18 protein-coding genes are annotated in these 21,736 nt (G+C 61.1%); 11 read left to right on the forward strand and 7 right to left on the reverse strand.

Annotated elements, in window-relative coordinates:
- The first annotated feature begins 122 nt into the window (after positions 1–122).
- Positions 123–1,343 carry an MFS transporter gene (locus EV130_RS15660; RefSeq protein WP_074061432.1) on the forward strand — a complete coding sequence of 407 codons (1,221 nt, stop codon included), beginning with the start codon at positions 123–125 and terminating at the stop codon, positions 1,341–1,343.
- Here the strand turns inward: EV130_RS15660 and dgcA are convergent.
- Positions 1,295–2,278 (reverse strand): N-acetyl-D-Glu racemase DgcA, encoded by a 984-nt coding sequence (gene dgcA / locus EV130_RS15665; RefSeq protein WP_132660754.1) that lies wholly within the window; start codon positions 2,276–2,278, stop codon positions 1,295–1,297. The two genes, EV130_RS15660 and dgcA, sit on opposite strands and share 49 nt — an antisense overlap.
- A 100-nt stretch (positions 2,279–2,378) precedes the next feature.
- On the opposite strand from dgcA, the gene EV130_RS15670 reads away from it, so the two are divergent.
- The 4 genes from EV130_RS15670 to EV130_RS15685 are packed head-to-tail and all read left to right on the forward strand — an operon-like array spanning position 2,379 to position 6,427.
- Positions 2,379–3,545 (forward strand): ABC transporter permease, encoded by a 1,167-nt coding sequence (locus tag EV130_RS15670; protein WP_245520060.1) that lies wholly within the window; start codon positions 2,379–2,381, stop codon positions 3,543–3,545.
- 9 nt (positions 3,546–3,554) lie between these two features.
- On the forward strand, positions 3,555–4,400 hold the full coding sequence (locus tag EV130_RS15675) for an ABC transporter ATP-binding protein (protein ID WP_132660758.1): 846 nt from the start codon (positions 3,555–3,557) through the stop codon (positions 4,398–4,400).
- 9 nt (positions 4,401–4,409) lie between these two features.
- The gene (locus EV130_RS15680) at positions 4,410–5,780 is read left to right on the forward strand and encodes an MlaD family protein (protein WP_132660760.1); all 1,371 of its coding nucleotides are present in this window, start codon (positions 4,410–4,412) and stop codon (positions 5,778–5,780) included.
- A gap of 32 nt (positions 5,781–5,812) precedes the next feature.
- Entirely contained in the window at positions 5,813–6,427 is a 615-nt protein-coding gene (locus EV130_RS15685) for an ABC-type transport auxiliary lipoprotein family protein (RefSeq protein WP_074061428.1), read from the forward strand.
- A 159-nt stretch (positions 6,428–6,586) separates the two neighbouring features.
- Here EV130_RS15685 and EV130_RS15690 read toward each other — a convergent pair whose 3' ends face one another.
- Complete coding sequence (locus tag EV130_RS15690) at positions 6,587–12,754, reverse strand: apolipoprotein A-IV repeat region-like domain-containing protein (protein ID WP_132660762.1); 6,168 nt, start codon at positions 12,752–12,754, stop codon at positions 6,587–6,589.
- 465 nt (positions 12,755–13,219) lie between these two features.
- On the opposite strand from EV130_RS15690, the gene EV130_RS15695 reads away from it, so the two are divergent.
- Positions 13,220–13,588 carry an Hpt domain-containing protein gene (locus EV130_RS15695; RefSeq protein WP_074061426.1) on the forward strand — a complete coding sequence of 123 codons (369 nt, stop codon included), beginning with the start codon at positions 13,220–13,222 and terminating at the stop codon, positions 13,586–13,588.
- A 203-nt stretch (positions 13,589–13,791) separates the two neighbouring features.
- Positions 13,792–14,112, forward strand: a complete 321-nt coding sequence (locus EV130_RS15700; protein ID WP_132660764.1) for a 2Fe-2S iron-sulfur cluster-binding protein — start codon at positions 13,792–13,794, stop codon at positions 14,110–14,112.
- A gap of 263 nt (positions 14,113–14,375) precedes the next feature.
- Here the strand turns inward: EV130_RS15700 and EV130_RS15705 are convergent, their stop codons facing one another.
- Entirely contained in the window at positions 14,376–14,996 is a 621-nt protein-coding gene (locus tag EV130_RS15705; protein ID WP_132660766.1) for a DUF922 domain-containing Zn-dependent protease, read from the reverse strand.
- Between the two features lie 104 nt (positions 14,997–15,100).
- Between EV130_RS15705 and folP the strand changes: the two genes are divergently transcribed.
- From folP to folK, 3 genes are read left to right on the forward strand one after another with little or no spacing between them, the layout of a single operon-like run.
- Positions 15,101–15,964 (forward strand): dihydropteroate synthase, encoded by an 864-nt coding sequence (gene folP / locus EV130_RS15710; RefSeq protein ID WP_132660768.1) that lies wholly within the window; start codon positions 15,101–15,103, stop codon positions 15,962–15,964.
- Complete coding sequence (gene folB, locus EV130_RS15715; protein ID WP_132660770.1) at positions 15,964–16,335, forward strand: dihydroneopterin aldolase; 372 nt, start codon at positions 15,964–15,966, stop codon at positions 16,333–16,335. The genes folP and folB overlap by 1 nt, the downstream gene beginning before the upstream one ends.
- Positions 16,316–16,843 carry a 2-amino-4-hydroxy-6-hydroxymethyldihydropteridine diphosphokinase gene (gene folK, locus EV130_RS15720; protein WP_074061421.1) on the forward strand — a complete coding sequence of 176 codons (528 nt, stop codon included), beginning with the start codon at positions 16,316–16,318 and terminating at the stop codon, positions 16,841–16,843. The genes folB and folK overlap by 20 nt, the downstream gene beginning before the upstream one ends.
- Positions 16,844–16,896: 53 nt before the next feature.
- On the opposite strand, the gene EV130_RS15725 is transcribed toward folK, so the two are convergent.
- From EV130_RS15725 to EV130_RS15740, 4 genes are all read right to left on the reverse strand, one after another.
- A complete protein-coding gene (locus tag EV130_RS15725) occupies positions 16,897–17,448 on the reverse strand; it encodes a hypothetical protein (RefSeq protein ID WP_074061420.1) in 552 nt (183 codons plus the stop codon).
- Between the two features lie 202 nt (positions 17,449–17,650).
- The gene (locus EV130_RS15730; protein WP_074061419.1) at positions 17,651–18,730 is read right to left on the reverse strand and encodes a YcjF family protein; all 1,080 of its coding nucleotides are present in this window, start codon (positions 18,728–18,730) and stop codon (positions 17,651–17,653) included.
- A complete protein-coding gene (locus EV130_RS15735) occupies positions 18,727–20,202 on the reverse strand; it encodes a YcjX family GTP-binding protein (RefSeq protein WP_132660772.1) in 1,476 nt (491 codons plus the stop codon). Before EV130_RS15735 ends, EV130_RS15730 begins: the two co-directional genes overlap by 4 nt.
- A gap of 75 nt (positions 20,203–20,277) precedes the next feature.
- Positions 20,278–20,772 carry a SixA phosphatase family protein gene (locus tag EV130_RS15740; protein WP_074061417.1) on the reverse strand — a complete coding sequence of 165 codons (495 nt, stop codon included), beginning with the start codon at positions 20,770–20,772 and terminating at the stop codon, positions 20,278–20,280.
- 275 nt (positions 20,773–21,047) lie between these two features.
- On the opposite strand from EV130_RS15740, the gene dksA reads away from it, so the two are divergent.
- Positions 21,048–21,467 carry an RNA polymerase-binding protein DksA gene (gene dksA / locus EV130_RS15745; protein ID WP_028739636.1) on the forward strand — a complete coding sequence of 140 codons (420 nt, stop codon included), beginning with the start codon at positions 21,048–21,050 and terminating at the stop codon, positions 21,465–21,467.
- Positions 21,468–21,736: the final 269 nt, after the last annotated feature.

A 21,736-nucleotide genomic window follows, 5' to 3' on the forward strand; every position in this document is an offset into this window, starting at 1 on the left:
CGAATGGGTTGTAAGCGGAGTAGTTCAGCTTTTTTCACAACGTTTCCGGAAGGCTATTTCTGGCCATAGTAGACCTTGGGTTGATGTGATAGGCAACCATCTGGTTTCCTGCAGGTCCAACGATGATTCCCGCACAGAATGCTCCGACAGGCGAGGAGGCGCCGCCGCGCTTCCGGCTGCTCAGCGCCCTGTCTTATTGCGCACCGCTGACCGTAAACGGTGTCGTTCTTCCCTTTTTTCCAGTCTGGCTCGCATTCCACGAATTCACCGATCATGAAATCGGCATCATCCTGGCGGTGCCGATGGTGGTGCGCGTCCTCGTCGCGCCGGTCGTCGCGATGTATGCCGATCGAATGAAGGAGCGCGCCGACGTGTTGTTGTGGTCCGGCGGACTGTCGCTGTTGACGGCGGTCGCGCTCTGCTGGACGACTAGTTTCTGGCCGGTCCTGATCGTTTTCAGTATGCAGGGAGCGACCTTTGCGCCCTACCTGCCGGTCGTCGAATCGATCGTCATTTCTGGCGTTCGCCGATGGGGACTGGACTACGGCTCGATGCGCGTATGGGGCTCGATCGCCTTCATCGCATCGACCCTGATCGGCGGCGAGATGATCGGCCATTGGGGTGGCTCGATGGTGCTGCCGGTGATGATTTTCGGCTTCGTCGCGACGATGCTGATGGCGATCCACTGTCCACGCATCGGGCCGACGCGCCGGCGCGGAACGCCGGTCGACCTGCCGGCTGCCACTGGCAGTTCGCTGCGGCAGCCCCACCTGCTGGTGCTGCTTTGGGGCGTGGCAATCCAGCAGTCGAGCCACGCGCTACTTTATGCTTTCGCCTCCATTTACTGGCATCACCTCGGCTTTTCGGGAACGCAGGTGGCTTTGCTCTGGAGTGCGGGCGTCGCATCCGAAGTCATGGTGTTCTTCGTCTCCAAACATCTGAACCGCCGCTTCAACGCCTGGACGCTCATCCGCATCGGCTGCGCGGTCTGCATCTGCCGTTGGATCCTGTTCCCAGTGCACTGGGGATTCTTTGGCTTTTTAGTGCTGCAATGTTTCCATTCCTGCAGCTTCGCCTTCGTGCATTCCGGCGTGCAGAGGCGGATCGTGGCAACCGTACAGGAGACGCAGGAATCGTCGGCCCAGGGCGCCTATTTCTTCTATAATGGCATGTTCATGGGCCTGATGACGCTCGCCTCCGGCTATATCTATGCCTGGCTCGGCCTCGCGGGCTTCTACGTGATGGCGCTCGTCGCGGCGCTGGGGATGTCTCTGGTCTTCGTCGCCTCCTACCTTCAGCCCCAAAGGCCGGCCTCAGGCGGCCAGACAAGGGAAGCGGTGTAGCGCAGCCCGCATTCCCGGTCGCAGGCAAGAAGCAGCGGACCGTCGAGATCAACGAAATCCGCGTCCTGCGCCAAGAGCACGGCTGGTGCCATTGCGAGCGATGTGCCCACCATGCAGCCGAGCATGATCTGGAAGCCGAGGCGCTTTGCCTCTCGTTTCATCAATAGTGCCTCCGTCAGGCCGCCGGTTTTATCGAGCTTGATGTTGATCGCGTCATAGCGGTCGCGCAGGCTTGCAAGATCGCCGGTGTGATGGACGCTCTCGTCGGCACAGACGAGGACCGGGCGCGCGATGCCAGCGAGCATTTCATCCCGGCCGGCGGGCAGGGGCTGCTCGACAAGGGCGATGTTCATTTCGGCGGCGATGCGCAAGTGGTGTTCCAGCGTTTCCTCGGACCAGCCCTCGTTGGCATCGAGGATGATGATGCTGTCAGGCGCGGCTTCGCGCACGGCGCGTATGCGGCTCTCATCGTCGCCGGTGCCGACCTTGACCTTGAGCAGCGTCCTTGCAGAATGTTCGAGCGCTTGCGCTGTCATCGTCTCGGGCTCGCCGAGCGAGATCGTGTAGGCGGTCGTAAGCGGTTTTGCGGCCGCAAGCCCAATGCGTTCGGCAACGCGCTTTCCGTCGAGCTTGGCTTCGAGATCCCATATCGCGCAATCGACAGCATTTCTCGCTGCGCCGGGCGGCATGGCAGAAAGCAGCTCTTCGCCTGAAATGCCTTTCTCGATCAGTGGCCGGGCGGCTTCGATCTGAGCGGCGACGCTTTCCATCGTTTCGCCATAGCGTCGGTAGGGAACGCATTCGCCCCAGCCGCGCCTGCCCGTTTCCGTCAGAATGCAGGTGATGACGTCCGCCGACGTCTTTGCGCCACGCGAGATCGTGAAACTTCCCGCAATGGGAAAGGAATTCGTCTGGATTTCGAGCGAGCGTGGCATAATTGCAATCCTGCGAGCATGGAAATTCTGCGTGTCTTCGGTATATTGACGCGCCGGGCGTGAGCGATTTGTTCGCGAGTCGGCAATGTCGCCGCAAGCCTTGAAAGACACAAGCATTTTGAAGCCCGACACCCGCAAAGCCGCCTCACTGCACGTGGACGACCGAGCCGATGGTGGAGGTCGCCGCGTTCATCTAGAAGGCAATTGGCGCAGCGCGAACATCCACCTCGTCCTCCAAGACTTCGAAAAGATTTCCCGTGGAAAAGGTGATCTGACGCTCGACCTATCGGGCGTGAAGGATATCGACACGGCCGGTGTCTGGCTGCTTTGCCGGCTCAAGCTGCAGGAAGAGGCGGCCGGGCGGCAGGTTCGTTTTGAAGGCACCAATCCGCACATCGACGAGATGATCGAGGAATTCTCCGAGAAACCGGTGGAGGAAATGACCGAGGCAGCGATGAAAAGCGGCATCGCCCAGCGCATCTTTGCCCCGGTCGGCAAGGTGACCATGGACCTCTGGAATGACCTCACGGCCGCGATGTATATCTTGGGCTCGGCTGTGCGCGGCGCTCAGATGAAGTTCGGGCGTGGCAGCGGCGTTTCTCCGGCATCCATCGTCAACCAGATCGACCACATGGGCGTGCGCGCCGTTCCGATCATCCTTTTGATGTCGTTCCTGATCGGCGCCATCATCGCGCAGCAGGGTGCCTTCCAGCTCCGCTATTTCGGGGCTGAAGTCTTTGTCGTCGACCTCGTGGGCATCCTGCAGCTCCGCGAAATCGGCGTGCTATTGACGGCAATCATGATCGCCGGCCGTTCGGGCAGCGCGATCACGGCCGAAATCGGCTCGATGAAGATGCGCGAGGAAGTCGATGCGCTGAAGGTCATGGGCCTCAATCCGGTGGGCGTGCTCATCTTCCCGCGGCTTGTGGCGCTGACGGTGGCGCTCCCGCTTCTGACGGTGCTGGCGAACTTCGCCTCGCTGTTCGGCGCGGCCGCGGTCGCCTGGGCCTATTCTGGCATCACCTTCGCAACCTTCCTGTCGCGCCTGCACGAGGCGATCACTCTGTCGACGGTGCTCTCCGGCATGATCAAGGCGCCCTTCATGGCGCTCGTCATCGGTATTGTCGCGGCCGTGGAAGGCCTTAAGGTCGGAGGCAGCGCCGAATCGCTCGGCCAACACGTGACGGCTTCCGTGGTGAAGTCGATCTTCGTCGTCATCCTCATGGACGGGCTGTTCGCCATGTTCTATGCGGCGATCAATTTTTAAGGGTTCAGCGTGAACGGGCAGCAGTCAGAGCCGGGTGAGGAAAAGGAGCGGGACATCGTGCTTTCGGCGCGGGACGTCACCGTCGGCTTCGGCTCGAAAATTGTGCTCGATAAGCTGAACCTGAATATCTACCGCGGCGAGATCCTGGGCTTCGTCGGGGCATCGGGTACCGGCAAATCGGTGCTGATGCGGACCATTTTGCGCCTTTTGCCGCGCCGCTCCGGCACGATCGAGATCCTGGGGCAGAACTTTGATAAGCTCGATGAAAACCAGCGCAACGCGCTCGATATGCGGCTCGGGGTGCTTTTCCAGCAGGGCGCGCTTTTTTCCTCGCTGACGGTGAGGGAGAATATCCAGGTGCCGATGCGCGAATATCTGGATCTGCCTAAATCGCTGATGGACGAGCTGGCGCACCTGAAGATCCGGCTTGTGGGCCTTGCTGCCGATGCGGCGGACAAGTATCCCTCCGAGCTTTCCGGTGGCATGATCAAGCGCGCCGCCCTTGCGCGGGCCCTGGCGCTTGATCCGGAACTGGTGTTCCTGGACGAGCCGACATCAGGCCTCGATCCGATCGGGGCTGCGGAATTCGACGAACTGATCGCCCGGTTGCGCGATACGCTTGGGCTCACCGTCTACATGGTAACCCACGACCTCGACAGCCTGTTTTCCGTCTGCGACCGTATTGCCGTGCTTGGACACAAGCGAGTAATGGTTGAGGGCACGATCGACGACATGCTGGCCTTTGATGACCCGTGGGTTCAGGCCTATTTCAAGGGTAAGCGCGCGCGCTCGATCGTGCCGCAAGAAGAAACAGCCGCCGGCCGTGCCGAAGTTGGCGACAGCCGCGGGAAGTGACCGGAAAAGATGGAAACCAAAGCGAACTATACGATCGTCGGCTTTTTCACTGTTCTGGTGATCGCAGCCGCATTCGGCTTCGTCTACTGGATGGCCGAGTACGGACGCAGCGGTCCCATGGCGGAGCTCGTCGTGCGCATTCCTGGCTCGGCAAACGGCCTCAGCGTCGGCTCGCCGGTGCGGTTCAACGGCATCCAGGTGGGTTCGGTGACGTCGCTGTCGATCGATGCCGACGACCCGCAATATTCGCTGGCTTTCACCGAGGTGCGTGTCGATGCACCGATCTATCCTTCCACCAGGGCCATCCTTGAAATCCAGGGCCTGACCGGTGCGGCCTATATCGAGCTTTCGGGCGGCAAGGTGGGTGAGGAGAACATCCTGCAGAAGGCTATCGAGACCGGCAAGCGCGCAGTCATCGTCGCGGATCAATCGAGCGTGACGAACCTCCTGGCGACGGCCGACAGGATCCTCGATCGGGCGAACGATGCGGTTGGAGAGGTTCAGGGGTTTGTCCGCGACGCGCGCGGACCGCTGACGAAGACCCTGCAGAATGCCGAAAGCTTCTCGGACGCGCTGGCGAAGAATTCCGGCAACATCGATTCGTTCCTACAGAGCGTCGGGCAGCTTTCGGAAACAGTGCGAAACGTTTCCGGCAAAGTCGATTCCACGCTGGAAGCCGTCGAGGCGCTGGTGCGTGCGGTCGATGCGAAGAAGATCGATACGATCCTCGGCAATGCTGAGAAGGTGAGCCGCGATATCGCGAATGCCTCTGGCGACCTAAAGGGTGCGATCCAGAGATTTAACGACACGGCGACGACATTCAACGATTTCGGCAAGAAGGCGCAAACGACCCTCGATCGCGTCGATACCCTTGTGGCGCAGATTGATCCTGCCAAGGTGAAGGGGTCGGTCGATGATATTGCGCAGGCGACGAAGGATGCGCGCGTCGCGGTCGCTTCCATCAGGGATGTGGCCAATACGGTTTCGGCGCGCCAGAAGGATATCGACCAGACGATACAGGACGTCTCGCAGATGGCGAACAAGCTGAACTCTGCGTCGACGCGCGTCGACGGCATCCTGATCAAGCTTGACGCGCTGTTCGCCACTGACAATTCGCAGTCGCTCTTTACCGAAGTGCGCGCGACGCTCGAATCCTTCAAGAAAATGGCGGACAACCTCAACGCCCGCATCGGTCCGATCGCGGACAATCTGCGGCGATTCTCAAGCGGCGGCTTGCGCGACGTGCAGTCGCTGGTCGAGGATACTCGCCGGACCATGCAGAATCTCAACAGTGCGATCAGCAATTTCGATCAAAATCCGCAGCGGCTGATATTTGGTGGCGATACGGTGAAGCAATTTGACGGCCGGACGCGCCGTTGACATCGATATTTGAAAAGCAGGGGTATTGGAATATGGCCGTATCGCATGTTTTGGCACGCCGTTCATTGCTGGCAAGGACGGCGTTCCTTTTGCCGCTTATGGCGCTGGCAGTGAGCGGTTGCGGCACGGCGGCCAAGAACGACACCTTTGATCTTTCCGCCTCCGTCAGCGTTGATGGCCCGGCTGCGAAGCGAAGCCAGATCCTGGTGCCGGCGCCGACGGCGCTGAAGGCGCTGGACGGCGAACAGATCGTTGTCCGGGTTTCGCCATCCGAAATCCAGTACCTGTCACGTTCGCAATGGAGCGACAGGCTGCCGCGCATCGTGCAATCGAAGCTGGTCGAGGCCTTCGAAAACTCCGGCAAGCTCGGTGGAGTCGGCAAGCCGGGGCAGGGCCTTGCGATCGACTACCAGGTCGTGACCGACATCCGCTCCTTCGAGATCGACAACAGCGCCGGCGGCCGGGCGATCGTCGAAATCTCCGCGAACATCCTCAACGATCGTAATGGTACGGTCCGCGCCCAGAAGGTTTTTCGTGCGGCCGTTCCTGCCGGCGGCGGATCGAGCGAGGGCTACGTGAGAGCGCTCGATCGCGCATTTGCAGCGGTGACTGGCGAAATCGTCGATTGGACACTGCGATCGATCTGACCGAGCCGGTTTTTCTGGGCCGCCCAGTCGGCCTTCGGTTCGGCGAAAGCTCAGTGTAGCGTTCGGGCAATTCCTGCCCCCGCAATGCTGCTTGTCATCACGGCCGCGGCAAATTTTACAAGTCTCTCCACCATCACCGTGCTTTGCTTCCGTTAGCTACTAGCTCAGCCGGCCTGCGGCGTGGGCAAGCATCGTGTAGACCTTGCCGGTGTCCGACGTCAGGTACGATTGCGTAATCGTGCGGTCGCGATCCGTGCGGGCGACGTCGCCAAGTAATTTCTCGAAATCGGCAATGTAGCGGTCGACGGCGGTGCGGAATTCCGGTTCGCGATCGTATTTGCGCTTGATCTCGTCGAATGTCTGCTGGCCCTTCAGCGTGTAGAGGCGGCGGGTGAAGACGTCGCGTTCACCGCGCTGATAACGGCGCCACAGATCGACCGAGGCGTCGTGGTCGATCGCACGGGCGATATCGACCGAGAGCGAATTCAGCGATTCCACGACGTGGCGCGGATTGCGATTATCGGCGCTGCGCTGTGCCGGCGCGGGCTGGGCGGCCGGGGCTGCCGGGGCTGCCGGGCGTGCAGTCGGCGCGTCCTCGGCGGCTTCATCGCGCGAGGCGCCGCGCAGCAGGTCGCTGATCCAGCCGCCGGTTTCCTGACGGGCAGGCGTGGCCGGTACAGGCGCGGCGCGCTGCGGGGCAGGCGATACCGGCGGAGCGATCGTGCCGCGGAGCGCAAAGCCGTCTTCGACGACGGCCGGACGGGCGGGCGTCGGACCAGGCTGCTGGACCGCCGGCGCCGGGCGCGGAACGGGCTGGGCCTGTGCGGCGGCGCGGGCGACCGGCTCGGAGATTTCAAGCTGCTGCGTGGAACGGCTGACGATCTGCGAAATATCCTGCAGCGCCTTGATCTGCTCGGCAACGGCGCGGCGCATTGCGGCCGCACTTTCCTTGGCTTCTTCTGGAAGGTCGAATGCACCGCGCTTCAATTCGCTGCGCGTCATGTCGAGTTCTTTGCGGATATCGCCGGCAGAACGGCGGATTTCGTCGGTGGCGCCGGAGAAACGTGCAACCGCTTCCTCGACGGCTTCGCGAAGCGCTTCCCGGAGCTGCTGGGCAGCACCGTCCGATGCGCGGCCCGCCTCGCCCAGCATCCGCTCGACATCCGAAAGCGACGCGGTCAGCCCGCCGCGTAGGCGGTTCACCAAGTCGTTCGAGCGGCGTTCGGCATTGTCGAAGGTACCCTCGATCGTTGCGTTTGCTTCTTCGCCAGCCTTGACGATTGAGCTGCGCATCGCCTCGGCGGCTTCCTCGGCGCGCTTTTCCGCGTCCGAAAGAACGCGGCCGATGTCGGCGAAGGAGGATTGCACGCCCTGGCGCAGATTGCCGGTGACCTGGTTGGAGCGCTGCTCGGCACGCTCGAACGCATTCTCGACCATGCTGGAGAGGGCGCGCATGGTCTTTTCGATCTCTTCTGAACGTTGGACGAGGCCGACGGAGAGGGTTTGCAGCGCGCCTTCGCGTTCCTCCAGTGTCGAGACAAGATTAGACTGCGCAGCTGCGAGCAGGTTTGAAGCCTGACTTAGAACTTTCGAGTGCTCGTCGAAGCGGCTGATGATGCCCCCGACCTGCGCCAATGTCTGGCCCGATATGTCGGAGAGGCGGTCGACCTTGCCTTCGAGAAGACGGGTCGAGGCGGAAACCATCTCTGCCGCCTTCGACGCCGAGTCCGTGAAGCGCGAGGTGGTCTCGCCGAGGCGGCCATCGACATTGGCAAGATCTTCCGCCGCACGGTTCATCATACCTGCCATCGACGCACTATTTTCGGACAGACGCTCAATGAGGGCGTTGACGTTGGCCAGCAGGCTCGTTTCAATCGCATTGACCGCCGTGGAAGCGCTCTCGGTGCGCGCCGCGATCGCATTCGCCAGGACTGCGTTTTCGGCGCGCAGGCGGTCCGCGCTCTGCTCGGCGGCGGCGGCGATGCGGGCCGCAGCCTCCTTGCCAGCTTCCGTGTAGCGTTCGATCATCGGATTCGCGGTTTCGTCGATCAGGCGCGACAATTCGGAAGAACGGCCGGCGAGCATGGAGTTGAGCTCGCGGGTGCGCTCGTCGAGCGTCGAGCGGATCGTATGGCCGCGGGCTTCGAGCGCCTTTTCAACGTCGCTCAAGGTCGCATCGATTTCGCGTGCGCGCTCTTCCAGACCGGAGCGGATCGCGCTGCTGCGGGCTTCAAGAGCCCTGTCGACGTCCGACATGGTCGTGGCGATGCCTTCGCTGGCGCTTGCGATCGTCGAACGGATTGCGTCACCGCGGCTCTCCAGCGACGACTGGGCCTCCGAGAGAACCTGCGAAATGGCATTCACCTGGCCGCTAACCAGCGTTTCGGCTTCTGCGACCTTGTTGACGATCGCATTGCCCGCCTCGGAAAAGGTCTGAGCGACGGCGGCTGCCTGGCTTGCGAGACGGTTCTGCGCTTCGGAAACCCGGCCGACGATCTGTTCGGAGCGTTCATCCATGGCGCGCGCGAACTCGCCGCTCTTCTGGTCAAGACCTTCTGTAAACTGCTGACCAGTGCGGGCCATCAGTTCCGCCGTGCGTGCGGCTTCGGCATCCATGCCCTGGGCAGCATCGGCCACGGCGCTGCGCAGCGTCGAGGCGAGGCCGGCGGCCTTGCCTTCGATCGTCTGGTTGACGGCGTTGAGGCCAAGGGTGAGCGCCCGGTCCATGGTGGACAGGCGTTCGTCGATGTGCTCGCTGCCGCGGTGCATCGCCTGTGCAAGGTTTGCCGTGCGGTCGTCGATGGAGGTTGCGAGATTTGCGGCACGATCGTCGATCGTCATCGTTAGATTTGCAGCGCGTTCATCGACAGCGGCGGTCAGAGCCAAAGCCCGCTCGCCAATAGCAGCTGCGAGACTTGCTGTGCGTTCGTCGATTGCGCCGGCAAGGCTTGCCGTGCGCTCATCGATTGCGCCGGTAAGCGTATCGCTCGTGCTTTCCAGGACAGTCGTAACGCGCAAGGCGGCATCGTCGCCGAGTTCGCGCAGTTGCGAAATGCTGTCGTTGAGTGTTTCGGCAAGGCGGCTGCCTGCGGCATCCACCTGCGTTGCGACTCCGCCGACGCCGTCGCGGATGCGGTTTTCGAGAGCGGCAAGGCCTGCTTCGACGCGCGAACCGGTTTCGGCGAAACGGCCGGTCATACCGTCTATCGACTGATCGAGGTGCATGGAAAAAGTCTCGGCCGAACGCGAGATTTCGCTTGCCGCATCCTGGAAGCGGCCGGCGATCTGGCCGGCGCCTTCACGCAGGCGCTCTTCGAGCGACCTGGCGCTGCTGTCGATCGTCTGACGGATGGAGGCTTCATGATCTTCCAGCGACATTTCGAGCATGCTGGCGCTTGCAGCGACCGAGGCGCCGATGGTCGTCGCCTGGTCGGACAGCGTATTTTTGAGCTGCGAATGCGCGTCGCTGAGCGAAAGGCTGATGGAGTTGGCGCGGTCGTCCAGCGTTGCGCGGATGCGATCATGGGCCGATGCAAGGCCGCTGTCGATGCGGGCGGCAGCTTCGCTGGTAAGCGATTCCATCCGTGCGGCTGCTTCGCCCGTCAGCGTCTCAAGACGGTTGTTGCTGCTCGAGAGTGTCGAGGAAAGCACCGCGACGTGCTCGCTGAGCGACCTTTCGAGCCGCTCCTGGTTGTCAGTATAAGCGCTGCGGATCCCCTCTGCCTTGTCGGTGAAGGCGCCGGCAACCCGAGCCTCAGCACCTGCAACGGTATCGAGGAGCGCGCTGGTGCGGGCTTCAAGTGCGCTGTCGAAGCGGCTCTGGCTGTCGTCCAGCGATATGGCGAGCGCCATCGTTTTTTCGTCAAGGGCGTCGGCGAGGCGATCGTGGTTGCTGGAGAGCGCGCTGACGAGCGCGCTGCTGCGTTCGGCCATGACACCGTCGATGCGTTCATGGGCAGAATCCAGGGCGTGCGTGATCGCAGCGGCGCGCTGGGAGATAACGTTGTTGAGCTCGTCGGCGCGGCCGAATGCCGAAGTTATCTGCTCCGTGCCGGCGGAGACGGCAGCCGTGAGGTCGGACGTGGTCGACAGCAGGGTCTCGCGGAATTCGGTCGAACGCGCCGCAAGATTGTTGTGGAGTTCGGAGGTGCCGGTTGCCAGTGCCAGCGAAATTTCGCCGGTGGCGTTCTGCAGGGCCGATGCCAATTCGCTGGTGCGGCCCGAGAGATTCGCCTGCAGCTCTGACGTGCCGGATGTGAGAGCCTCGGAGAGCTCGCTTTTAGCATTTTTCAACGCGGAGGTCAGCTTGCCGGTTTGGCTCGAAAGGTTCGTCCGCAGATCGGTGGTGCCGGACGCCAGAGTCTCAGAAATTTCATCCTTTGCGCTCTGCAGCGCGAAGGTGAGTTCGCTGGTGCGGCCGGAAAGGCTGCCATGCAGGTCGGAAACGCCCGAGGCGAGCACCTCAGAAATCTCGCCGCTTGCAGACTGCAACGCAGAAGTGATCTCGCTGGTGCGGGCCGAAAGGCTGCCATGCAACTCGGAAACACCCACGGCGAGCGCCTCTGAAATCCCGCCGCTCGCAGACTGAAGGGCAGACGTGATCTCGCTGGTGCGGGCCAAAAGGGCATTCGAGATTTCGTCGACCTTGCTGCCGAGAGAGCTTTCGATAACCTCCTGGCCGGTGCTCAGCGCGGTGGCCAGCGCAAAGGACTGGTCGGTCATCGAGGCGCCAAGGCGCTCGATGCTGGAATTGAGGATGCCGTCGATCGATTCCGAGCCACCGGCCAGCGTCTCGTTGATGCGCGCGAGGCTTTCCATCAACTTGGTGTCGAGCGAACCGGCGCGCTTATCGAAGGCATTTGCGAATTCCGCCACGCGCTCGTCGAAGGCGGTCGACATCTGGGCGACGGTTGCCTGCAGGCGCTCGTCGAAGAATCCGGAGCGCAGGTCGAGGTCCATGATGGCGTCGTCGGCGCTGGACTGCAGGCTCTGACGGAAGCTCGCGCTCTTATCGTCGAGCGATGCGTTGAGCTTGGCAAGCACGTCGTCGAGCGTGCCGGTGATCTCGCGTTCGCCGCCGGTCAGACTTTCGTTTATTTCGCGGGTGCGGGCAATCAGGATTTCGTTCAGTTGGCGGGCGCGGTCGTTCAACGCCGCATTCAGCTTCTCGGCGCTGCTGTCCATAGTGGAGGCACGCGTTTCGAACTGGCTGAGCAACTGCTCACCGCGATCATTGAGGTTGGAGGTGAGTGATTCCAGGCGCGTGTCGAATTCGTGCGCCAGCGCAAAACCGGAGGACGTCAGCGTCTGCAGCAGCGAGTCGGTCTTGGCTGCGAGGAGCGAGCCGAGCGACTGGATCGCGGTTTCCGATTTTTCCGTCAGCGTCGCAGCCCGGGTGTCGATCATCGATGCGAAGGCTTCGCCCGACGTTGCAAGGCGCACCGCGATCTCTTCCGTTGCGAGCGAAAGGTCTTCCTTCAGCTGGTCATGGACGCCGACGATCGAGCTGCGGATACGCTCCGCGTGATTGACGATGGCTTCGCGCTCGGAGCCCAATTCATGAACCAGACCACGCACGCGCAGTTCATTATCGGCATAGCTGCGCTCAAGCGCGTTGACTTCGGAGTGAACCAGGGTTTCAAGCTCGGAGGCGCGCGCGATCGTGCGCTCGATGCCTTCGTTCATGGCGGAGACTTCACGGCGAACGGCTTGGCCGACCGTCATGATGCGTTCGGATGCGATTGTTTCCGGCTCGGAGAGGCGCAGAGCCACTTCCGCCATGGAGCGGGCGGCGTTGCGCATGTCCTGGGCGCGCGAGATCATGATTGCAAAGGCATAGAACAGAAGCACCGGCACGATGATGCCGATGACACCGGCAATGACGCCGGGGAGTGCCACGAGATCCGTGACGGAACGGATCTGCCAAATCTGCGGCGAGTAGAGCAGGGCCATCAGGCCAACGCCGCCGACGATCCACAGCAGCGAGAAGAGCGTGGCATTGCGCACGGCCGAGCGCGTCGAGCCGCCGTCCAGCGATTTGAGAATGGAGGCCGCAGTCATGCGATTGGCATCGTTGGCCGCGGCCAGCGCTGGGGTGCGGGCTACCTGCTCTGCCCGGGAGCCGCGGCCGCGGCGGCGCTGGCTGTCATCCTGGTCCTGCTGGCTGCTGCGGGCAGAGGGCGTATCGGACACATTGGCCTCCGGGGCGTCAGGCGTTTTAGCGCCGCGAGGCGGCGCCTTCTGCTGGCTGAAGTCAATCTGGAGGGCTTCGTCCAATGCTTTGAACGCCTTGTCCTCGATCGACTCGCTATACTTGTTGTTCGCCATTCGGTTACGCCTCGTTACATCTCAGCCGGTTCAGCCGCATCCCCGGACAGTGCCGCATCCGGATTCCAACCTTTGCCTCTGACCTTCCCATCCGAGCCCGTCGGACGGATAAGCATGTCATTTCAGAGTAGATAGCCGCTTTTTCAAACGGACGGTATCAAAACATTACCACTATCCACTTGGCCAGCAAAGGCGCGTACCACAAACCTACTCTACTAGTATCGTAGTGACACATCCGGGCTTCCGAGACAATTAATGAAGCCTTGCTAATCACCGTCCATTAACCAGTTGTTAACATAATTTAACGACGGAGGGACGTCGAAAAACCAACAATTTAGGGGTGTTAAGCGGTTGTTAACCATAGCGGGAGAATTCCGGCTTCGATGTGCCAGAATTTAACGAGATCGCCACTCTCCAACCGCAGTGTGAATCCACCTGTGGGGTAAAGACGGGAGAATTGGCACAATGGCAGCAGTCAGTATTGCGTTCGAGGCGCCGGATAATTCAAACGGGCCTTGTCCCTCGAAGTCACGCCCAATCGACCTTGTGCACCTGGCAAAGCAGACGATGGGCGACAAGGCACTCGAAGTCGAGGTCCTTAAGATGTTTGCGCGCCAGGCACGCGCCTGCCTGCAGGAAATTTCGTCGGGCGATGCAAAGAAGATGCAAGCTGCTGCCCATCGGCTGAAGGGGGCAGCGAGCGCGGTTGGGGCTTTCCAGGTGTCCGAAGCGGCGGACATGTTCGAGAATAATTGCGCAAATGCAGCGTGCATGGCCGCTGTCGGAGCCGCCGTCGTCGAAGCCGAAAATTTCATTCTCAAGCTCAGCCGCTAGAGCCGAGCATCTTAAGCCACTCGGCCCGCTGCTCCATTCCGGAACAGCGGGTCTTTTTGTGGCCAGCGGTATGACGCAAATGGAAAAGCCCGTCGCTTTTAAATATGGAATGAAGCCGTAGACGCGGTCGATGTTGACTGGCCATCGGATTTGTTGGAAGAAAAATTTCGACCCTCCCTCTTCATGTAATACCGGAAAGCATCATGCCCAAACTGACTATCGTTGCCTTCGACGGCACGCGCTTCGATCTGGATGTCGATCAAGGCTCCACCGTGATGGAGAATGCCGTGCGCAACTCGGTGCCTGGCATAGAGGCCGAGTGCGGCGGCGCGTGCGCCTGTGCGACCTGTCATGTTTATGTCGACGAGGAATGGGCCGAGCGCGTCGGTTCGCCCGAAGCGATGGAAGAAGACATGCTCGACTTCGCTTTCGATGTGCGCCCGACTTCGCGGCTTTCCTGCCAGATCAGAATGAAGGCGGTGCTCGACGGACTTATCGTCCACGTGCCCGAGCGGCAGGCCTGATCAGCGCAAAAAAAGCCTCGCGCGCCAGATGACGTGCGAGGCGAGGCGGGCGCATAACCATCGGACGAGGGAGGACCGCCCGCGGCTTAGAACGCGCCAGGAGAACCCAGCAACAGAAGGTGAGGTCAACCACCTGAACTTCCGAATGTGTTCATATTAGCGCGTGCGGGTTGAGTCGCATATCTCTAATTTTCGTCATTAACAGGCTTTGGAGGAGGAAAGGGCCGCATCGGTTTCGTTGCTCAGCTAACGATATTACCTGCTTATCGGCCGGACGAACCCAGTCGTTTGTTGAGCAAGCGCATCATCCTGCTCTGAAAGTTGACCGCCTCGATGCGATCGAAACGGGCCTGCAACCTGTCGTGTTCTTCTATCCCGCGATTAGACGCTTCCGTAACGAGCTCCTGCATGGCTCCACAGCTGTGCTGTGCGGGCAGCGCGAGGATCCGTCTTTCCATGACACGTGCTTGGGTGCGGGCGATTTCCGCGTGCCGCTCCTCATGCCGTTTGATGTCGCTCGAAAGTGCATCCCAGATCGTCGACAGCTGTTTGCTGGCGCCGTTGCGGTTTCGCCAGCGCGGCAGGATGATCTGCGTGTGAACGGTCACCTTTGCACTGGAGATGCGGCAGCGGCCGTTGCTCTGCACGTAGGTCGCCTCGCCGCCGAAGCGGATTTTCGTGGCCCCGGGGTGGCGCGCCGATGAGCCGCTCGCCGTCGGTCCGCGACGGCTCAGTTCCTCATCGAGTTCGCCGGCGCTCTTTCCGCGGATATCGAAATAGGAGTAGCTTTTGGTCGCAACGACTTGAGCCGAGGCGGGAATGCAAAGGGCAACCGTCATGGAAAAAGCAAGGACGAAACGCATATAACGCGATGCGGAAGGCATTCTTGACGCTACCCGTGTTGAAGTTTGGCGGAGCTTGGGGCATAGCCACCGCGAGCGCAATATAGGGTCGTCGGCTTTTTTTATTATCAATGGGATAAACCCCGATGCTACAGCTTCGAAGCAGTTTCTGGCGCGTCGCGCATGGCCGCGAAATAGAACTCGGGCCGCGCGGCGTAATCATGGCGATCATCAACGTGACGCCGGATTCTTTTTCGGATGGCGGACGCTACGAAAGCGTGGACGCCGCCGTCGAGCATGCCCTTCAATCTGTCAGCGAGGGCGCCGCGATCATCGATATCGGCGGGGAGTCGACACGTCCGGGTGCTACCGAAATCAGCCCCGCGCAAGAGCAGTCCCGCGTGCTGCCGGTGATCGAGGCTCTGCGCGGCAAAAGCGATGCGCTGATTTCGATCGACACCTACCGGGCGGAGACGGCGCGGCTGGCCGTCGGGGCAGGCGCGCATATCATCAACGATGTCTTCGGATTGCAGAAGGAGGCGGAGATCGCGAAGGTTTCGAGCGATACGGGCGCCGGGCTCTGCCTCATGCATACGGGCCGCGAACGCGAGAAGCTTCCGGACGTGATTGCGGACCAATACCATTTCTTGGTGCGCTCCCTGGAGATCGCCGCGCAAGCAGGCGTCATGCGCGAGCGGATCGTCCTCGATCCGGGATTCGGCTTTGCCAAGGATGCCGACGAGAATCTGGAACTGATGGCGCGATTTGCTGAATTGCAGCGTTTCGGATTGCCGCTTCTGGCCGGAACGTCGCGAAAGCGCTTCGTCGGTGCGGTCACAGGACGGAATGCGGCTGATCGCGATGTTGCAACTGCGGCAAGCAGCGCACTGCTCAGGCTACAGGGTGCTGCGGTTTTCCGGGTGCACAATGTCGCAATCAACAGGGATGCGCTGGCGGTCGCGGATGCTATGCTGGCGGCGCGCCGGGAGTACGAGCGGAGAGAAGGCTGATGCGCACGAAATATACAATCACGCTGCAGAACTGCGCCTTCTTTGCGCGTCACGGTGTTCACGACGAAGAAGAGTTCCTCGGCCAGCGGTTCTTTGTCGATGCCGAGCTCGACGTCGTCGCGGCCGGTGCACTCGAAAGCGACTCTATCGACGATACCGTCAATTACGGGATTGCCTTCACAGTGATCGAGGACATCGTCACGGGCAAGCGCCGCAATTTGATCGAAGTGCTGGCGCTCGATATAGCCAAGGGCCTGTGCGAAAAGTTTCATCAGATCAGGCGCGCCAAGATCACGGTGCGCAAGCCGAATGCGCCGGTGCCCGGCGTTCTCGATTTCGTACAGGTGAGCATTGAACACGTTGCCGGCTGATCCTTTCAGGCCCGCCACGCTCGGTCTCGGCGGCAATCTCGGCGATCCCGTGAAATCGATGGCTGCCGCCCTGCGGAAGCTCGACGGGCGTGATGATTGCCGCGTCACCGCCGTTTCGCGGCTCTACCGCACGCCGCCTTGGGGCAAGACGGACCAATCCTTCTTCTTTAATGCATGCGCAGCACTCGATACTTTGCTCGAACCGGAGGCTCTGCTCGATGTCTGTCTCGGCATCGAGCGCGACATGAAACGCAAGCGCATCGAGCGTTGGGGACCGCGAACGCTCGACATCGATCTTTTGACTTTCGACGATATCGAACAGGGGGCGCCGAGGCTGGAGCTGCCGCATCCGCGCATGACCGAGCGAGGCTTCGTTCTGATGCCGCTTGCAGATTTTGCGCCGGACGTCATCGTTAAGGGTCGGACGGTCGCGGATTGGCTTTCCCGAGCAGATATCCAAGGCATCGAGATCGCCGACGCCAATCGCGAGTGGTGGCGTAGCGCGTGACATGAAAAACGGCGGAAAATCCGCCGCTTGGGATGCCTTCCAACATGCAGCTCTTACTCGACGGAGCCGACCGTCATCTCATCGATCTGGCGGGTCAGCGTCAGGCCGATCACCGGGACCATGCGATCTTCGACCTTCACCGAGACGGTGACATTCATCGTCTTGTCGTCGCGAACGCGGGCGATCATCGCGCCGTTCAGCTTGGCGCGGTTCAGGCCGACGACGACGGTGTCCTGCGTGACGGTGCCCGAGACGACATCGAGACCCTTACCGGCGGCGCCATCAAGGAATTTTCCCTTGTAGCCGCCGCGCGACTGGGTGATGAGGGCGGACATCGGCTGTTTGAACACGCCAACGCGGCAAGAGCCGTCGAGCTTGATGCCGGCGCCGCCATCGCTCACGGCAGAACCGATGAGGTTGCAGCTAAATTTCGTGCCCTTGTATTTGCCGGCCACGATTTCGCCCGGACCTCTCCAGTTGCCGGCAACAGACTCAAAGAATGCCTTGTCACGTGTGGCGGCAGTTGCAGCAGGGGCAATATCGGCCGCCGGAGACAATGCCGCGGCGATGAGCCCGCCTATGAAGAGAACTTTGCGCGAATACATGGATTTTCCTTGGCAAACACCACCCGTTGTCAGCCATGAGTTTTGCCGAATAATGGTTAATGCTTGGTTTCTAGAGCGTCTAAATGCACGGATTCGAGGGATTTCGGGCGGCTCGGCGAATTCAATTCATATTGCCAGTGTCATGAATTTCCTGCGTTTTGTAATTCTTTCCGTTACGCAAGGCACCTAGCTGCGCAAATGTTCATTTGCCACTGGTGCGCGGCGTTACGGATGGCGCCAGATCGCTGATGAAGTCGCCGATTCCCGGCCGCTTCAATGCGCGGAACGCAAGCGGACGGCACAGATCCATTGCAGCTATGCCGATCCGGGCTGTCATCAACCCGTTGATAATGCCTTCGCCGAACCTGGCTGAAAGCTTGGAGGCAAGGCCGTGGCCCAGGACCTGTTGCACGAGGCTGTCGCCGACGGCGATCGAGCCGGTGACGGCGAGATGCGCCAGAACGTCCCGCATCAGGCGGATCATGCCGAGCGTGCCCGGCCTGCCGCCATAAAGCTCGGCGATGGCGCGGATCAGGCGCGAGGCTTCGAAAAGCACGTAGAGAAGATCGACGATCGCGCGCGGACTGACAGCGGTGACGATCGAAACGCGCTTTGCGGAATTGACGATCAGCGCTCTTGCCTGGCGGTCCAGAGGCGCCAGCAATTCGCGTTCTGCGAGTGCGACGAGATGCGGCGCGTCGATGATGTCGCCTTCGGAGGCTTTCAGGGTTGCGCGGCCCTTGGCGGTTTCAGGCTTTCCTGCAAGCAGCTGTGAAAGGTGCTTTACCAGGGCGCGTGCCCTGGCGGGCCTCGTCTCCAGTATGGCGGCCTCCGCCTCGAGCTTGATCGTCTGCACCGCCGCGAGGCGCATTATACCCGCCGTTTCGCGGATAACGATGGCGACGACGGCGAGAATGCCGATCGCGAGCGCCGCCAGCGCCGTGTAACCAAGCCAGTCGGCGCGGGAAAAGAGGTCGCGGATCAGGCTGTCGGTCCACAGGCCGAAGGCGAGCGAAAAAAGCACGCCGAATGCGCTTAGCGCGATCTTGGCAAAGGAGGCATGCCGCTTGCGCGGCACTGCGACCGGCAGGGAGGCGATATCCTTGTGCGGGTTGAAGGGGTCGTCCTCGTCCGATGTGAGGACGACTTCGCCGCCGAAGCTTGCCGGCTTGCGGGCCTCCGGCTTCCTGTCCGTCTCGCCGGCGCGCGGGTCGTCCTCATAGGCAAAGGCCGCCGGTATGCGGCGCGGCCGGTGCGAATCTCCAGAAGCGGGTTTGCTCATGCGAGGCGGTCTCCAAACAGAAACTGCATGGCCCGGTCGAGCCGGATATGCGGTATCGAAAGCTTAATGCCGCTGCCGGTTTCCTCGAGCTGCGGTGGCCGGAAGCGCACAATGTTCACATCCGGCAATTGGACATCACCACCTGCAGATTCAATGCCGTCGAACAGGCTTTCGGGGTCTTCGGGAAGGTCACCCGGAAAGACCGCCGTCTTCTTCATGCCGTCGAAGTGTTCGCCGGCAATCGTTTCGCCATCGATCGGCGTGCCGACAATCACCGGAAGATCGTGGCCGTCGCGCTTGACGGTCGCCTCCCGCGTGGCGCGCACCGAGGCAAGTGCCATGACGTCGATGCCGGCGCCTGCCATGCCGATCCGGTGGATGGCTCGCTCGACGAGGCGGCGCGTCAGCGCATCGAGGCGGTCGTGGCTTTCGTGATGCAGATGATCGGCTTTCGTAGCGGCCACGAGAACACGGTCGATGCGGCGGCGAAGGAGCGACGAAAGAAGCGAGTTCGTACCGGGACGGAAACAGGCAAGCACATCCGTCAACGCACGTTCCAGATCCTGGATCGCCTCCGGGCCGCGGTTCATTGCCTGCAGCGCGTCGACGAGGACGATCTGGCGGTCGAGCCGGGCAAAATGTTCGCGGAAGAAAGGTTTGACGACGACGGATTTGTAGGCCTCGTAGCGGCGCTCCATCATCGCCCAGAGAGAACCCTTGGGCGGTTTGCCTTCAAAGGGCAAGGCGAGTGGCGCGAAGGTGAGTGCGGGAGAACCTTCAAGATCGCCCGGAAGCAGGAAGCGGCCGGGCGGCAATGTCGAAAGCGAGCGATCGTCTGCCTTGCAGGCTTTGAGGTAACCGGTGAAAGCCGTCGCGAGATCGCGCGCCTGCATCTCATCGGCGGGTCCCTTCACGTCAGTGGCTTCAGTCAGTATCATCCAGCCGCTGGAAAGTTTCGCGCGGATGCCGCTGCGGGCGAGCGCCAGCGTCTCCTCGCTGAAGGTCCGGTAATCCTTGGCCAACAGCGGTAGATCAAGGAGCCACTCTCCGGGATAATCGACGATATCGATCGAGAGACGTCCCGGCGAGAACAGACGGTTCCAGGCACTGGCGCTCTGATAATCCAGCGTGATGCGAAGTTCGGATATGGCGCGGGTCGACTCCGGCCAGATGCGGTCTTTCACCAGCGCCCGGATATGATCCTCGTACTGGAAGCGCGGAACAGCGTCATCCGGCTGATGTTCCAGCCGCACGCCTGACACCCGGCCGGACTGGACCGGCTCGAAAAGCGGCAGGCGTCCGCCATGCAAAAGGTTATGAACGAGGGACGAGATGAAGACCGTCTTACCCGAGCGGGAAAGCCCGGTGACGCCGAGGCGGATGGTCGGTTTGACGAGACCCGAGGCGCGGTCTGCGAGGTTGTCGAGCGCGATACGCGCGTCGCCGGTAAGGGATGTTAGGCTTGGCGGCAAGGCGGATTTCCGATTGTCAGTGCTCAAGCATATAGGACGTGGATGCTTTCCGAAAAAGAAGCGGCGCGAAAGAGATCAGTCGTGCACGAAGTCGATAAGCTTCCAGCCCGCGGAGGCATGGTCGAAATCGAGGACTGCAAGTCCCGCCGTGGGAAAGCCGTCCGGGATTGCGCGGAGCAGTGCATCGTGACCGATCAGCGCTTCAAGCGTCTGCTCGGTTGTCGGGTTGTGACCGACAAGCATGACGGAGCCGACGGTTTGGCTGTCGATGATATCGAGATAGACCTCCGGGGTGGCGTTGTAAAGTTGGTCGACATAGCGGATGTCGAGCGACAATCCCATAGCGCGATGCACGGCTTGCGTGGTCTCGCGGCAGCGCCGTGCAGTGGAGCTTATCAAAACCTCCGGTCGGTAGCCTTTGTCGGCTGCGCGGTCCGCCACGATTTCCGCGTCGTCATAGCCCTTTTCATTCAAAGGCCGGTCAAAATCCCGTTCGCCCGGTTGCGCCCAGGCGGCCTCTGCATGCCGCAACAAATAAATTCTTGAGGGCGAAGGCAAGGTTGCGGCCATAGAAGATTCCACGAGCGAAGGAGCCTTTTCAGTAGCGTCCGCGGATCACCGCCGTCAACCGCATCGGCATAGCGATGGCGCAAAACAGTAAGCTCAACACGCGTTCTTGAACGGTAAGCAAAAACCAGCATTGCTAATAGTGATGCGAAAATAAACCGTTAGCTTAAAAATGTTACAGATTTAAAAATCTGTTTACGTGTCGTATTTGGCTTGAACCCGCGATAGCGCTTGGGATATACACCCCGCCATATGAGATGTTCTTCAGGAGAATCGCGTTGAGTGAGAAGATCGATCTTAGCAGCTACGTTCCCTCGGAAGACGAGGAATTCATGAACGCAAACCAGCGGGCTTACTTCAGAGCCAAACTTGTTGCCTGGCGAAACGACATCCTTAGAGAAGCGCGCGAGACACTCGATCATCTGGCAGAAGAAAGCGCCAACCATCCGGACCTCGCGGACCGAGCCTCTTCCGAAACGGACCGGGCGATCGAACTTCGCGCTCGAGACCGTCAGAGAAAGCTGATTTCCAAGATCGATGCAGCATTGCAGCGTATCGAAGACGGCACCTACGGCTACTGCGAGGAAACGGGCGAGCCGATCGGCATCAAGCGTCTCGACGCACGTCCGATCGCAACGCTGTCGATCGAGGCGCAGGAGCGCCACGAGCGGCGCGAAAAGGTTTATCGCGACGAGTGAGCTTTTCGGAATCCTTCGTGGAAATTGAAGGCACCGCAGTCTGCGGTGCCTTTTTTCTGTGTGCCGAGCATGATCGACAGCTTGGAGGTGTAAGTCCTTTACCCAGCCTGATGGCGGCGAAGGGTTAGCGAAGCGCAAGGGCGTCGTCGTGAGGCGGGATCTGAAGGAAGCGTGGAGCAAACCCGCGACCCGATGGACAAGAACCGGATACGAGGCCTACCCGGCCGGACGAGCGGGCAGATGACCGCGAAGTCCATGGTCATCAAGGA

This window comes from Rhizobium azibense, from assembly GCF_004342325.1.
Lineage (GTDB): Bacteria > Pseudomonadota > Alphaproteobacteria > Rhizobiales > Rhizobiaceae > Rhizobium > Rhizobium etli_B.